Here is a 14,267-nt window from a genome sequence, read left to right as displayed (position 1 = left end):
AACAAAAATTAGAAGTATCAATGGCTTCAAATAAAATACAATTCAGAAGTATTCACGAACTAAAAGACCAATCGCTTAATGCGAAGTTGGCTCAGAAAGAATTTCAGAACGAAATTCCAGTAGATGAATTCTTGGGAGATGCGGAAAAAATGAATAATTCTGGGACTTCCAGAAGAGACTTCCTAAAGCTTTTAGGTTTCTCAACGGCTGCTGTAACACTTGCAGCTTGTGAAGCTCCAGTTATTAAGACAATTCCTTATGTGGTTAAGCCGCATGACATCATTCCTGGTATTCCTAATTATTATGCGTCGTCATATTTTGATGGTTTCGATTTCGCTAGCGTTTTAGTAAAAACTAGAGAAGGTCGTCCTATCAAAATTGAACCAAATCCAACTGCTGGAAGTTTAGGTAAAACAAATGCAAGAGCACAAGCGAGCGTTTTGTCTTTATATGATAATGACAAACTAAAACAACCTAAACTAAATAGTGCTGATGAGTCTTTTGATAAAGTAGATGACTATGTTATCAAAGGTCTTAACGAAGCGCAAGCGGCTGGTAAAAAAATAGTCTTATTATCGCACACTTTGCCAAGTCCAACTTTCAAAAAGTTGTTCGGAGAGTTTAAAGCAAAGTATCCATCTGCGGAGTTAGTAACTTATGAGGCTTATCCTCATGCAGCTGCTTTGGATGCAGCTGTGGAAGTGTTCGGACAAAGAGCTTTACCAGTTTATGATTTGTCAAAATCAGAATTAGTAGTTTCTTTCCGTGCAGATTTCTTAGCTGATTACAACGCAGGAAGTTTAGAAACTTCTTATGCTGAAGCTCGCAAGCCAGGTGCTAATATGTTAAGACATATCCAAGTGGAGTCTAACATGTCTTTGACTGGTGCTAACGCGGATTCAAGAATTAGATTAAAACCAAGTGCTGTTAACAAAACTTTGGTTGAAGTCTATAACGGTCTTAATGGTGGAACTAATGATAAAGTTGCACAAGAAATCGTTAAAGAACTTCAAGCTAAAGGATCAAAAGCAGTTGTATTTGCTGATGGTTCTAAAGCGGCTTATGTTTTAGCACATTTAATCAACCAAAAATTGGGTTCTATAGCTTTTACTGGAAAAGCTAACATGCTTAAAGATTTTGATGGTGCTAAATTCAATGAGTTAGTAGCTTCGATGAATGCAGGTCAGGTTGGTGTATTAATTACAAACAATGTTAACCCAATTTCTACAAGCGCTAACGGTGAAGCCTTCAAAACTGCAATGTCAAAAGTAACTTGCACAGTTGCTGTTGTGGACAAGAAAAATGAAGTGTTCAAAGCTTCAAAAGCTATTATTCCTGTTGCACATTGGTTAGAATCTTGGGGGGATATCGCTCCAGAAACTGGTTCTTACTCATTAATGCAACCAACAATTCAAAAGATATACAAGTCAAGACAGATTGAAGAATCTCTATTGGTTTGGATCAATGGAAAAGGAAGTCCTGCTAACGATTTTTATACTTATCTTAAAGCAAGTGCGGCTTCACTTCTAGGTGGAACTTCATTTAATAAAGCTTTATATAACGGCTTTACTGCTGCGGCTGTAGGATCTTCTTTGTCTTACGTTGGTGGTAACGCTGCACAAGCTATTTCTGAATTAAATGCTTTCAAAGCTTCAGATTTAGAACTTCAATTATACCTTAGCACAGCTGTCGGTGATGGTACACAAGCTAACAATCCTTGGTTACAAGAGTTACCAGATCCAATTACGAGATTATCTTGGGATAATTACTTAACGATTTCTCCAAAAGATGCGGAGCGTTTAAAAATTGAAAACGAACTTAACGGAAGAATGCAGTTAGACGGTTCTGTTGTTGACTTAACAGTTAACGGTAAAGAACTTAAAAACGTACCAGTGTTCATCCAGCCAGGTCAAGCTGAAGGATCTTTAGGTTTAGCTTTGGGTTATGGTAAAAAAGATTCTGGTAAAGTAGCAGAAACGGGTGTTAATGCTTATCCTTTATTTGATGGATCTAATACAGTACTTTCTAACGTAAGTATTAAGATAACTGGCGATAAGCATGAGTTTGCAGGAATGCAGCTTCAGAATACCCTAATGGGACGTTATGAAATTGCTAAAGAAGCTACAATTACAGAATTCTTAGGTGATGTTAACGAGTGGAACAAACCATTAGAAATGCATACTATCGGAGGTGCTTTACCAATTGGTAAAATTGACCTTTGGGATTCTTTCGATGATACTGATGGACCACACTTTAACCTTTCTGTAGACCTTAACTCTTGTACTGGTTGTGGTGCTTGTGTTATTGCTTGTCAAGCAGAAAACAACGTACCAGTTGTTGGTAAAGAAGAAGTAAGAATGTCTCGTGATATGTATTGGTTAAGAATTGACCGTTACTACACTTCGAAACTTCCTAAAGAATTCGATACTGTTAAACAAGATGGTAAGTTATCTCAACAAGAAGCTGTTGATGGTGGACTAGACGTACCAGGAATGTATAGCATGTTGATCGAGCCTAGCGAAAATCCAGATGTGATCTTCCAACCGGTAATGTGTCAACATTGTAACCATGCACCTTGTGAAACTGTTTGTCCAGTTGCGGCAACATCACACGGTAAGCAAGGTCAAAACCAAATGGCTTACAACAGATGTATTGGTACCAGATATTGTGCTAACAACTGTCCTTATAAAGTAAGACGTTTCAACTGGTTTACATATAACCTTAATGATAAATTTGATTTTAATCAAAATAATGATTTAGGTAGAATGGTTCTTAACCCAGACGTTGTTGTAAGAACAAGAGGGGTTATGGAAAAATGTTCTATGTGTATCCAAATGACGCAGAATGTTATTCTTGAAGCTAAAAAAGAAGGAAGAAAAGTTGTTGACGGAGAATTCCAAACAGCTTGTTCTAAAGCTTGTTCTACAGGAGCAATGAAGTTCGGTGATATGAACGATGTTAACTCTGAGGTTAGAGCATTATTCGGCGACAAGAGAAAATATACTTTGCTAGAAGAGATTGGTACTAAACCAAATGTATTCTACCATGCAAAAATTAGAAATAGAAAAGAAAACAACGTTTAAATAATAAATAGGTAAAAAATGTCAGGACATTACGAAGCTCCGATAAGGGAACCTTTAATTATTGGTCATAAGACTTATCACGATATTACAGAAGATATCGCAAGACCTATCGAGGAACGTGCTGGTAAATTATGGTGGGCATCACTATACGCAGCATTAGTACTTTTCATCTACGGATTCGGTTGTATCGCATATACAATTGGGACTGGTATTGGTGCATGGGGATTGAATAGAACTATTAACTGGGGTTGGGATATTACCAACTTCGTATGGTGGGTGGGTATTGGTCACGCCGGTACACTAATCTCTGCCGTACTATTATTATTTAGACAAAGATGGAGAATGTCGGTTAACCGTTCTGCAGAAGCGATGACAATTTTCGCGGTATGTCAGGCAGCGATTTTCCCGGTTATCCACATGGGTCGTGTATGGGTAGGTTATTGGGTTTTCCCTTTGCCAAACCAATTCGGATCTCTTTGGACTAACTTTAATTCACCTCTACTTTGGGACGTATTTGCAATCTCGACATATTTCTCAGTATCAGTAGTGTTCTGGTTCATGGGACTTATTCCTGACTTTGCAATGATTAGAGATAGAGCTAAAACACCCTTCAACAAGAAGATGTATACAATTCTTGCTTTCGGATGGGGTGGTAAAGCAAAACACTGGCAAAGATTTGAAGAACTTTCTTTGGTTCTTGCAGGTTTAGCAACGCCTCTTGTATTCTCTGTACATACCACGGTATCTTTTGACTTTGCAACTTCGGTTATCAAAGGTTGGCACTCGACAATCTATCCGCCGTACTTCGTTGCAGGGGCTATTTTCTCAGGGTTTGCGATGGTACAGACCTTATTATTAGTAGCGAGAAAAGTTTGTCACCTAGAAGATTATATTACAATGTATCATATCGAGATTATGAACATCGTAATCATCTTAACTGGTGGTATGGTAACTGTAGCTTACGCTTGTGAATATTTTATCGCTTGGTATTCAGGATCAAGATTCGAAGATTTCGTATATCTATCTCCTGGTGCTGCAACTGGTCCTTACTGGTGGGCATTTTGGGCATTGATTATTTGTAACTTGGTAGTTCCTGCAGCATTCTGGTTCAAGAGAGTTAGAACTAACATTTTTGCAACATTTATCATTGCATTAATCATTAACATCGGTATGTGGTTTGAGCGTTTTGATATCATTGTTATCAACTTATCAAGAGACTACTTACCATCATCTTGGACGATGTTTATGCCAACAATTATTGACGTAGGTGTGTACCTTGGTACAATAGGATTCTTCTCAGTATTGTTCTTATTATATGCTAGAACATTCCCTGTAATTGCACAGGCTGAATTGAAGAGTATTTTGAAAATTTCAGGTGAAACTTATAAAGCAAAAGAAGGAGATGAGCACCACTAAAATTATTTACGGACTTTACGGCGACGACGATGATTTAATGCACGGCGTTAAAGCCTTCAACGATAAAGGTATCAAGATTAACGAAGTATATACACCTTTTCCTGTACATGGACTAGATAAAGCTTTGGGGCTTAAGAAAACTAGAATTTCGGATGCTGCTTTTTTCTACGGTGTTTATGGTGTTTCAATTGGAGCTTTAGTGACATACTATACGATGATCCACGATTGGCCTCAAAATATTGGTGGTAAACCATCATTCGATTGGGGACATAATATGCCAGCATTTGTGGTACCTATGTTCGAATTAATGGTATTCTGTGCAGCGCACTTGATGTCATTAACTTACTTAGTTAGAAATAAAATGTATCCTGGGGCAAAACCTCAGAATCCAGATCCAAGAACAACAGATGATAAATTCCTTATGGAGTTTGTATCTGACGATGTTGAAACAATCAAACAGATTCTTGTAGACACTGGTGTTGAAGAAATAACAGTTAAAGATGCTTAAGATGAACAAGAATATTATTAAAATTACAGCTGTTTTAGGCTTTGCAAGTGTTCTTTTAACTTCTTGTAGTAAAGAGAATCCACCTTTGGTTTATTTCCCGGATATGTACTTTCCAGTAGCTTATGATCCGTTGATGAAAGCTGAGGATGCTTATTCTAAACACGAAAACGAAATTCCTTTGTTTGTAGCTAATGCAGGAGCAACAGGATTATCGCCAGTAGATGGTACAGTTTCTCAAAACAAAGACGGCGTTATTGACGAAGAAGGAAGTCCTAAAAACGTTGACGAATACAATGCTGGTTATGATAAGTCTAAGACTTTAACAGCATCTCCACTTAACCCAAAAAATCTTGAAAAAGATTTAGAAAGAGGTAAAATTTTATTCGATCATACTTGTGCTGCTTGTCATGGTACAGGTGGTGATGGTCAGGGACCAATTGTACAAAGTGGTGCTTACTCTGGTGTACCAAATTATAAGGATCGAGAAATTACTGTAGGATCTGTACATTATGTTCTATCACATGGTAGAAATGCGATGGGATCTTATGCAGGACAACTTAATCCTGGAGACCGTTGGAGAGTAGCAATGTATGTGATGAACGCTTTTAAAGCTGGTGCAGTACCAGCGGCAGCACCGACATCGGATGCGGCACCTAAAGCTGATGACATAACAACTACAAAAGAGAATAATACTAACACTAAAAAATAGAAGTAAGAAATGTATAGTTTTTCACCTAAGTTAAGATTATATTCCATTATACTGATTGTTGTAGGATTAGTGTTATTTGCTGCAGGTTTTGCTTTGAATAAAGGAATTGACGATACTACTATTACCCACTGGATGGAAGCTGTTCATTCAGGAGGTCACAATAACCCGTCTCACTCTAGCGAGTTGGTAGGTCCTCAAGATCATGCTGCACATTTAGAACATGCAAAAATGCAAGTTGGTAACCAACCTTTAGCTGCTTTACACGTTGCTGCTGTGTTTTTGTTTGGTGTTAGTTGTGCTGCTTTATTCTTCTATAGTATTCAGCATGCTGCACACGCAGGTTGGTCAATTATTGTAACAAGAGTTATGGAAGCTGTTGCTTCTTTCATTCCTTATGGAGGCGCAATTCTTTTAATCATTGTATTATTAAATGCTTTTCACATGGGACATTTGTTTCACTGGATGGATCCATCTTTAACAGATCCTAAAGACCCTAACTTTGACGTAATTATTTACGAAAAAAGTAAATTCTTGAATGTGCCTTTCTATGTTGTAAGAACATTTATTTATGTTATTGGTGCTAGTTTCTTCGCTTGGAAGCTTAAGCAAGTTTCTAAGAAAGTGGATGATACTAATGGAGATAGAAAAGTATATGCTAGTTTGTATAACTGGAGTGTTGGTTATATCGCATTCTTCGGTTTTGCTTCTGCAGCATGGGCTTGGGATTGGTTAATGTCTATTGACCCACACTGGTACTCGACACTGTATATTTGGTATTCTATGGTGAGTTGTTTATCAACTGCTGTAGCGTCAATTATCTTAGTGGCAGTTTTTTTAAAGAAAAAAGGATTTTATCCTCAATTTAACGATAACCACTTACATGATTTAGGTAAGTTTTTATTTGCTACAAGTATGCTTTGGACGTACTTATGGTTCTGTCAATTCATGCTTTATTGGTATGCTAACGTACCAGAAGAGGTTAACTACTTCTTTGGTAGATTCGAGTATTACGCACCAACATTCTTACCAATGTTGATCGTTAACTTCCTACTTCCTTTGCTAATCTTAGTAAGTAGTAGTATCAAACGTAACTATAAAGTAGTTACTACGATGGCTGTTGTTGTAATTTTCGGACACTGGTTAGACTATTTCAACATGGTAATGCCAGGAACAGTTGGACCTTACTGGAATAACCTTCCGACATTATTACTAACAGTAGGATCGTTTGCGGCAGTAGTAGGTTTATTTGTTTTCGTAGTGTTTACTGCATTAACTAAATTAAAACTAATGCCAACTGGTAACCCTTTCTTCCACGAATCAGAGATTTACGAATATCCTTTCTAAGAGATATTGTTATTTAGAATTTGAAACCCGACTATTTTGTTGGGTTTCTTTTTTTATTTAAATTAGAAGTAAATTCACAATCATGATTAAAAATATACCTATTGAAAAGATAATGTTTCTTGATATTGAGACAGTTCCTCAGTCTGAAGCTTGGGCGGAACTAGATGAGCAAACGCAATATCTTTGGGATAAGAAAACCAAATCCCAACGGAAAGAAGATATTAGTGCTGATATTTTCTTTGAAGATAGAGCTGGTATTATGGCTGAATTTGGAAAGATAGTATGTATCTCAATTGGGATGATAGATGGTCATGATCAACTTAAGATTAAATCCTTTTATGGTGATGGTGAAAAGGATATACTTTTAGAATTTTGTGAAATTTTCAACAGTCCAAGATTGCGGGATGTTATTCTTTGTGCTCATAACGGCAAAGAATTTGACTTTCCCTACATTGCGCGGCGTCTTTTAGTAAACGGAATTAATCCGCCTTATGTTTTCCAGATGTTTGGTAAAAAACCATGGGAAATTCCGCATCTTGACACTATGGAGCTTTGGAAATTCGGAGATTGGAAGTCTTATGTATCATTAGAATTGTTGGCACATATTTTCAAAATTCCTACGCCAAAAGACGATATTGATGGTTCTCAAGTAGCTCAAGTTTACTACCAAGACAAAGACTTATTAAGAATAGTTAAATATTGTGAAAAAGATGTCTTAACTTTGTGCAATATTTTTAGACGTATGCGTCAGGAAGATATTGTAAAACGTTTAGAATAAAATGAAATATACAGACGATCAAATTGCAGACATTGGCGATAATATCATTAGAGAATTAAAAACGATTTTCGATCCCGAAATTCCGGTTGATATTTATGAATTAGGATTGGTGTATGATGTGCAGATATCGGATGATGGAGATGTTGTTGTGGTAATGACGTTGACTTCTCCCAATTGTCCAGTTGCAGAGTCTTTGCCCATGGAAGTCGAAGAGAAGGTTAAGTCGGTGGAAGGGGTTAATTCTGCCAAAATTAACCTTACTTTCGAACCTACATGGACAAAGGATATGATGAGCGAAGAAGCACGCTTCGAGCTCGGAATGTTGTAATTAGTCTTGATATTCAAACAGCATTATCACCTTAATATCTGGGTTTAGACTCAGATATACGGGAGAATTATATGCTGTATCTTCTATAAATTGTTTTTCTTCTGCGGTATAAGTATGCGGAAATTTGAAAACACAGAAGATTTCACCAATTCTTCTTGGTTGGAAGTACATTGTCTTTTTCAATTCGCAAGTAGCTCCCGAAATATCGATGTTTCTATCTTTTCCTAAAACACTAATGGCAGCAAAAATACTTTGTGCTAAAGATGTTGCAAATAGATCAGTAGGCGAGAAGTTTTCTCTTTTATTAAAGGCATCTTGTGGGATTACAATATGCATCGTATTGCCAGAATCTTCATGTAAAGATTCCATCTTGTTGTCTCCTAAATAAGTAGTTTTTGAAGTCATAGTTTTCGATTTTTATCTTTATAAATTTAATAAAATATCTTTAAATTAAATAATAATATTGGCTGATATTTTCCAGAATTATTAAAAATGAAATATATCTTTTGCTTTATTGTAAGCACTTTCGAAATTCAGCATGTTTTGATTAATGTCGATCTTTTCAACTGCCATAAAGTTAAAAACCTGCTCTGTAGGCATATTTCCTACCAGATCATCTTTCGCCATTGGACAACCACCAATTCCTTTAATAGCACTATCAAATCGAGTACAACCTTGGTCGTAAGCGGCTTTTAGTTTTTTATAAGAATCTTCGTAACGATTATGTAGATGCGCTCCAAAGTTAATATTTGGATATTTTAAAGGGATTTTGTTAAATAATAAACTTATCCTGTCAACATCGCCAACACCTGTGGTATCAGATAAAAGAATCTCTTTAATCCCTACTTCGTCAAAACGTTTTGCCCAAAAATCTACATCTTCCCACGACCAGTTTTCACCATACGGATTACCAAAAGCCATCGAAAAATATAAGTTAAGTTGGCGACCTTCTTTTTTTGTCAATTCAAAAATTTGAAGAATTTCTTCGAAAGCATCCTCTCTACTTTTATTGGTGTTACGATGTTGAAAGGTCTCCGAAATTGAAAACGGAAATCCTAAGATGTCAATACTATCATGTTCTAATGCTTTTTCGGCACCACGCAGATTAGCAACGATAACCGAAAGTTTTGTATTTGATAATGATTTATCGATTTCATCAACCACGATTCCAGAATCCGCCATCTGTGGCATCGTGCGCGCATTAACAAAGCTGGCACAATCTAATACATCGAAGCCAACTTCCATTAAAGAATTAATGTAATTTATTTTTTTTTCGGTAGGGATAAACTCGCCCCAGCCCTGCATAGCGTCTCTTGGACATTCTGTTAAAAACAGTTTTTTCACAATAAGGATTTTTAATCAACCAAATTCTTAGATGGCAATATATTTTTTGCCTTTTAAATCAGAAATTCTATAGAGAATCTCTATTTAGAAAAGCCTGTTTGCATTTGCCATTCCATGCATAAATATATAACTTTGCTTTAATATACCCAAAAAGGATGATAGCAATAGATTTTACATCAGATTGGCGCAAAAAATTGGTCGATCGATTTATTACATACGTTAAGATATTTTCAACAAGTGATCCAGAAAGTGATACGACGCCGTCAACACCACAACAATGGGACATGGCGAAATATCTATTTAACGAGTTGCAAGAGCTAGGTTTGGAAGATGTTAGCATGGATGAGCATGGTTATGTTTTCGGATTTATTCCTTCAAATATTGATGTGACAGTTCCGCAAGTTGGTTTCATTGCGCATTATGACAGTACGCCAGACTTTAATGGCGTTGATGTTAAACCTCAAATTTGGGAAAACTATGACGGAAAAGATTTGTTATTAAATAAAGAAACAGGTTTTGTTTTATCACCTGAAAAATTTACAGATCTTAAAAAATATATTGGTCAAACAATTATTACAACAGACGGTACGACTTTATTAAGTGCTGATGATAAAGCTGGTATTGCAGAAATTGTTACTGCTGCTGAGTATCTTATGGCGCATCCAGAAGTTAAGCATGGTCGCATCTCGGTAGGATTTAATCCAGATGAAGAAATCGGTCGTGGCGCGCACAAATTTAATGTAGAAAAATTTGGTGCCGAATGGGCTTACACAATGGATGGTGGTGAAATTGGCGAGTTGGAGTACGAGAACTTTAATGCAGCAGGAGCTGTTATTAAATTTACAGGTGTTTCTGTGCATCCAGGTTATTCTTTCGGAAAAATGCTAAATGCGGGTTTGGTGGCTTCGGAGTTTATTCAATCACTTCCAGCTAACGAAACGCCGGCAACGACTAAAGGTTTTGATGGTTTTTTCCATTTAACAGATTTTACAGGTGATGTAGCTGAAGCCAAATTGCAATATATTATTCGTGATCATGATGATGCAAAGTTTGAAGCGCGTAAACAATTAATGGCTGATAAAGTAGCTGAAATTAATGCTAAATATGGCGCGAATACAGCAACTTTGGAAATTAAGCCTCAATACCTTAACATGAAAAAGCAGTTCGAGGGCAAAATGTACATCATCGATATTGCAGAACAAGCGATGAAAGATGCGGGTGTTGCACCAAAAATTAAGGCTATTCGCGGTGGTACAGATGGTGCACAATTGTCGTATATGGGATTGCCTTGTCCAAATATTTTTGCAGGTGGGCATTACTTCCATGGACCTTATGAGTTTGTTCCGGTAGAGAATATGGAAGCTGCTGTTAAAGTGATTGTTAATATTGCGCAGTCTATCAAATAATTTTTGAAAATGACTATTAAAGAAAAACAACAAGAATTGGTGGATGAGTTCGCTTTTTTAAGCGACTGGGAGGAAAAGTATGAATATATTATAGACCTTGGAAAATCTTTGAAACCAATTTCTGAAGATAAAAAAACAGAGGAAAACCTTATCAAAGGTTGTCAGTCAAAAGTGTGGATCGATGCTCGTTTTGAAGATGGAAAACTATATTTCGATGCAGATTCTGACGGGATTCTTCCCAAGGGTATTGTCTCGATGTTGGTGAGCATCTACAGCGGACATTCAACTCAAGAAATAATGGATTCTGATTTTGATTTTATTTCTGAAATCGGTCTTCAAGAATTTTTGTCACCTTCTAGAGCTAATGGCTTGATGGCGATGACCAAACAAATTAAATTTTACGCAGTCGCTTATCAACTCAAAAAGTGAAAAGAATCCTAGCATATCGATTCTCGGCATTCGGTGATGTGGCGATGACTGTTCCTGTTTTTAGAGAATTTCTAGAGCAGAATAAAGATGTGGAAGTCATTTTCGTTAGCCGTAAAAACTTTGCTGATTTATTTGATGATGTCCCGAATCTTAAATTTCATGGGGTTGATTTTGACCAATATAAAGGACTTATCGGGATTCGTAGGTTGGGACGTGAAATTTTAAAACTTTACAAGCCCGATTACGTCGCAGATTTTCATGATGTTATTAGAACTAAATTAATTGATTCAATCGCAAAACGTCATGGTTACAAGGTTTTTAAAATTGATAAAGGAAAAGAAGAAAAGGAACATTTAACCGATGTTTGGAATCTTGATAAAATCCAACTCAAAAGAACCGTTGAGCGCTACGCTGATATTCTCAGAAGTATGGGCTATCAACTGGAGTTGTCTCAGGAGTTACGTAGTCGAGTGTCAAATAGACAAGGTATTGGGTTTGCGCCTTTTGCACAACACAAAGGGAAAATGCTGCCAATTGAAAAATCTTACGAACTTGTCAAGCATCTTGCAAAGCGCGATAAAGTTTATTTTTTTGGAGGAGGAAAAGAGGAATCCGAAATTCTACTACGCTGGGAAACAGAAATCCCGAACACGCAAAGTCTTGCGGGTAAATTGCCTTTAAAAGAAGAATTGGACCTTATTGCTAGGCTGAAACTTATGATTTGTATGGATTCTGCCAACATGCATTTGGCGAGTCTTATGGGGACGCGCTGCGTTTCTATTTGGGGGGCAACTCATCATTATGCTGGATTTTTAGGTTATGGACAATCTTTGGATGATGTTGTTCAGGTTAAAGATTTGACGTGTCGACCATGCTCTGTTTTTGGAGATAAAGAATGTTATCGAGGTGATTACGCTTGTTTGGAAGAACTTCATGTTCAACAGATTTTGGATAAAATATGAAGCTTTCGATTTGTATACCGATCTATAATTTTGATGTTAATGCTTTAGTTTCGTCACTTAAAAATGAGATTGAAACCAAGAATCTTGATGCTGAAATTTTGCTGTTAGATGATGCATCCGCTGTTGAATTTCAAAAGATAAATTCAAAAGCTAATTCGAGTGTAGATCAATTTAATATTCTTGAAAATAATATTGGGCGATCTGCTATTAGAAATTCGTTTTTAGATTTGGCGAAAGGTGATTATCTTCTGTTCTTAGATTGCGATGGTAAAATAATTTCCCCAAATTTTATCAGTGATTATCTTGAAGATATAAATGCAAATCATTCTGATGTTATTTACGGTGGGCGAGTGGTAGATTCTCATATTCCTGAAAAAAAATATCAACTTCGCTGGAATTACGCGCAAAAAAGAGAAAATTTAAGTTTAAAAAAACGACGTCACAAACCTTATCTAGGATTTCAAACCAATAATTTTGTTATTAAAAAATCAGTATTTAAAGATTTTAGATTTGATGAAAAACTAAAAAATTATGGCTACGAAGATCTGCTTTTTGCAATGGAATTAAAAGCCGCTGGTGTCAAAATTCAACATATCGATAATCCTATTTTTAATAACGATATCGAAACTAATCAGGTTTTTACAGGAAAAGCGTCAGAAGCTGCAGAAAGTCTAGCTTTAATTCTGAAAGATGTCAAAACTAAAGATAAAGTTTCGGATCTTAAACTGACAAAAGCTTATAAAAAGGTTCGAGATTATAGATTGCAAGGAATTTTTAATCTAAGCTTTTATCTTTTGGAACCTTTTTTAAAAACACGATTAAATATGGGAAATGCTCACCTTCGTATTTTAGATTTTTACAAATTGGGTGTTTTATCACGCACAATGTCTAAGAACTAAGCGTATTCCATCGTAGATTCTCTTTCGAACATCCAATCTTCATAGAAGTATTTTACCAAACTGTAAAATAAGTAACCAAGTATCATCCCAACAGTATTCAGGAAAAGATCATCAATATCGGCTGTTCCTCGATGTGACCAGTATTGTGTTAATTCGATTATTGAAATAGCAATAGGAAAACCAATTAGAAGTTTTGGAAACGAAAAAAATTTTTGTGATAATAAACCTAACCACCCAAATGGCATGAAAACCACAATGTTTCCTATGATATTTACTGCAAAATGTTGGGCAGCAACGTTAGACGAAAAAAACATATTTATCGTTCGGAATGGATGTAATTGTAGGTAACCAACGGGTCCTGGTAGGCGACCACATCCATAAAACATCATATATAATAAAAATACGGTATAAAAACCAAGCAAAGGGCCATAATATCTCTTCATAATCTCTCTTTTTTGCAGTCTTTATATCGACTTTAAATTCTCGGGTAGATTTTTTATTTGTTTGCGTGTTAATTTGAACGCAAAAACGATTCCTTTGTTTAGTTTTGAAGATAAAAAATCTTGTTTTTAAGATTTTTTAATATTATGATAAATAAAAAGGCCTCGATAGATTCGAGGCTAAACAATATATATTAGTTATGGTGTTATTTTTTAATTAGCTGATTAACAGATATCTTATTGTTGCTGTTAATTTTGATTAAATAAGCTCCTGCTGGTTGATTCGAAATGGCGTATTTTTCTAAAGATGTGTTAAATTTTTGAACCAAACGTCCATCAATACTATATATTTCTATACCATCTATTTTTGATTTTAAACCTTTTGGTAATATCTCACTAACTGTGTAAGTTAAAAAGTTATTTCCGAAAATTTTTTTGAGCCCTCAAAGCTCAAAAAAATTTTCGGAAACCTAAGGAAGTGGTTCGGCGAAGCCAAATAATTTTTTACTATTTTTAAACATTATACAGTTGTGATCGACAAAGAAGAATTATTAAACAGCAAGGATTTCTACAAATCCTTTAAGAATGGAGAAGATTTAACCTCGTTCTTCAAACAAATGC

The 14,267-nt window shown here is 35.9% G+C and carries 15 protein-coding genes; 11 read left to right on the top strand and 4 right to left on the bottom strand.

Going from position 1 to position 14,267, the window contains the following annotated elements:
• Nucleotides 1-20: 20 nt before the first annotated feature.
• The 7 genes from AC23MB_RS00075 (at nucleotide 21) to AC23MB_RS00045 (ending at nucleotide 8,166) form a co-directional block, all read left to right on the top strand.
• Entirely contained in the window at nucleotides 21-3,083 is a 3,063-nt protein-coding gene (locus tag AC23MB_RS00075; protein ID WP_487786218.1) for a TAT-variant-translocated molybdopterin oxidoreductase, read from the top strand.
• 18 nt (nucleotides 3,084-3,101) lie between these two features.
• Nucleotides 3,102-4,499 (top strand): NrfD/PsrC family molybdoenzyme membrane anchor subunit, encoded by a 1,398-nt coding sequence (gene nrfD, locus AC23MB_RS00070; RefSeq protein ID WP_313214829.1) that lies wholly within the window; start codon nucleotides 3,102-3,104, stop codon nucleotides 4,497-4,499.
• Nucleotides 4,486-5,007 (top strand): DUF3341 domain-containing protein, encoded by a 522-nt coding sequence (locus AC23MB_RS00065; protein WP_079666480.1) that lies wholly within the window; start codon nucleotides 4,486-4,488, stop codon nucleotides 5,005-5,007. Before nrfD ends, AC23MB_RS00065 begins: the two co-directional genes overlap by 14 nt.
• Entirely contained in the window at nucleotides 5,000-5,716 is a 717-nt protein-coding gene (locus AC23MB_RS00060) for a c-type cytochrome (RefSeq protein ID WP_487786217.1), read from the top strand. Before AC23MB_RS00065 ends, AC23MB_RS00060 begins: the two co-directional genes overlap by 8 nt.
• 9 nt (nucleotides 5,717-5,725) lie before the next feature.
• The gene (locus AC23MB_RS00055) at nucleotides 5,726-7,060 is read left to right on the top strand and encodes a quinol:cytochrome C oxidoreductase (protein WP_487786216.1); all 1,335 of its coding nucleotides are present in this window, start codon (nucleotides 5,726-5,728) and stop codon (nucleotides 7,058-7,060) included.
• Between the two features lie 82 nt (nucleotides 7,061-7,142).
• The gene (locus tag AC23MB_RS00050; RefSeq protein WP_487786215.1) at nucleotides 7,143-7,838 is read left to right on the top strand and encodes a 3'-5' exonuclease; all 696 of its coding nucleotides are present in this window, start codon (nucleotides 7,143-7,145) and stop codon (nucleotides 7,836-7,838) included.
• A gap of 1 nt (nucleotide 7,839) precedes the next feature.
• Nucleotides 7,840-8,166, top strand: coding sequence for an SUF system Fe-S cluster assembly protein (locus AC23MB_RS00045; protein WP_409507193.1), 327 nt, complete (start codon nucleotides 7,840-7,842; stop codon nucleotides 8,164-8,166).
• Here the strand turns inward: AC23MB_RS00045 and AC23MB_RS00040 are convergent, their stop codons facing one another.
• Together AC23MB_RS00040 and AC23MB_RS00035 are read right to left on the bottom strand one after the other, a co-directional pair.
• Nucleotides 8,167-8,571 carry an OsmC family protein gene (locus AC23MB_RS00040; RefSeq protein ID WP_487786214.1) on the bottom strand — a complete coding sequence of 135 codons (405 nt, stop codon included), beginning with the start codon at nucleotides 8,569-8,571 and terminating at the stop codon, nucleotides 8,167-8,169.
• 81 nt (nucleotides 8,572-8,652) lie between these two features.
• Nucleotides 8,653-9,501 carry a beta/alpha barrel domain-containing protein gene (locus AC23MB_RS00035; RefSeq protein ID WP_487786499.1) on the bottom strand — a complete coding sequence of 283 codons (849 nt, stop codon included), beginning with the start codon at nucleotides 9,499-9,501 and terminating at the stop codon, nucleotides 8,653-8,655.
• A gap of 164 nt (nucleotides 9,502-9,665) precedes the next feature.
• On the opposite strand from AC23MB_RS00035, the gene pepT reads away from it, so the two are divergent.
• From pepT to AC23MB_RS00015, 4 genes are read left to right on the top strand one after another with little or no spacing between them, the layout of a single operon-like run.
• The gene (gene pepT / locus AC23MB_RS00030; protein ID WP_487786213.1) at nucleotides 9,666-10,916 is read left to right on the top strand and encodes a peptidase T; all 1,251 of its coding nucleotides are present in this window, start codon (nucleotides 9,666-9,668) and stop codon (nucleotides 10,914-10,916) included.
• A gap of 9 nt (nucleotides 10,917-10,925) precedes the next feature.
• A complete protein-coding gene (locus tag AC23MB_RS00025; protein ID WP_487786212.1) occupies nucleotides 10,926-11,345 on the top strand; it encodes a SufE family protein in 420 nt (139 codons plus the stop codon).
• Entirely contained in the window at nucleotides 11,342-12,307 is a 966-nt protein-coding gene (locus AC23MB_RS00020) for a glycosyltransferase family 9 protein (RefSeq protein WP_313030887.1), read from the top strand. Before AC23MB_RS00025 ends, AC23MB_RS00020 begins: the two co-directional genes overlap by 4 nt.
• On the top strand, nucleotides 12,304-13,206 hold the full coding sequence (locus AC23MB_RS00015) for a glycosyltransferase family 2 protein (RefSeq protein ID WP_487786211.1): 903 nt from the start codon (nucleotides 12,304-12,306) through the stop codon (nucleotides 13,204-13,206). The genes AC23MB_RS00020 and AC23MB_RS00015 overlap by 4 nt, the downstream gene beginning before the upstream one ends.
• On the opposite strand, the gene AC23MB_RS00010 is transcribed toward AC23MB_RS00015, so the two are convergent.
• Both AC23MB_RS00010 and AC23MB_RS00005 read right to left on the bottom strand, forming a co-directional pair.
• On the bottom strand, nucleotides 13,203-13,649 hold the full coding sequence (locus AC23MB_RS00010; protein ID WP_487786210.1) for a VanZ family protein: 447 nt from the start codon (nucleotides 13,647-13,649) through the stop codon (nucleotides 13,203-13,205). The two genes, AC23MB_RS00015 and AC23MB_RS00010, sit on opposite strands and share 4 nt — an antisense overlap.
• 203 nt (nucleotides 13,650-13,852) lie before the next feature.
• Entirely contained in the window at nucleotides 13,853-14,038 is a 186-nt protein-coding gene (locus tag AC23MB_RS00005) for a T9SS type A sorting domain-containing protein (RefSeq protein ID WP_487786498.1), read from the bottom strand.
• Between the last annotated feature and the right edge of the window lie 229 nt (nucleotides 14,039-14,267).

It is taken from the genome of Soonwooa sp. T0.1_25, assembly GCF_057652215.1.
This window is presented reverse-complemented; position numbering and strand designations above follow the sequence as displayed.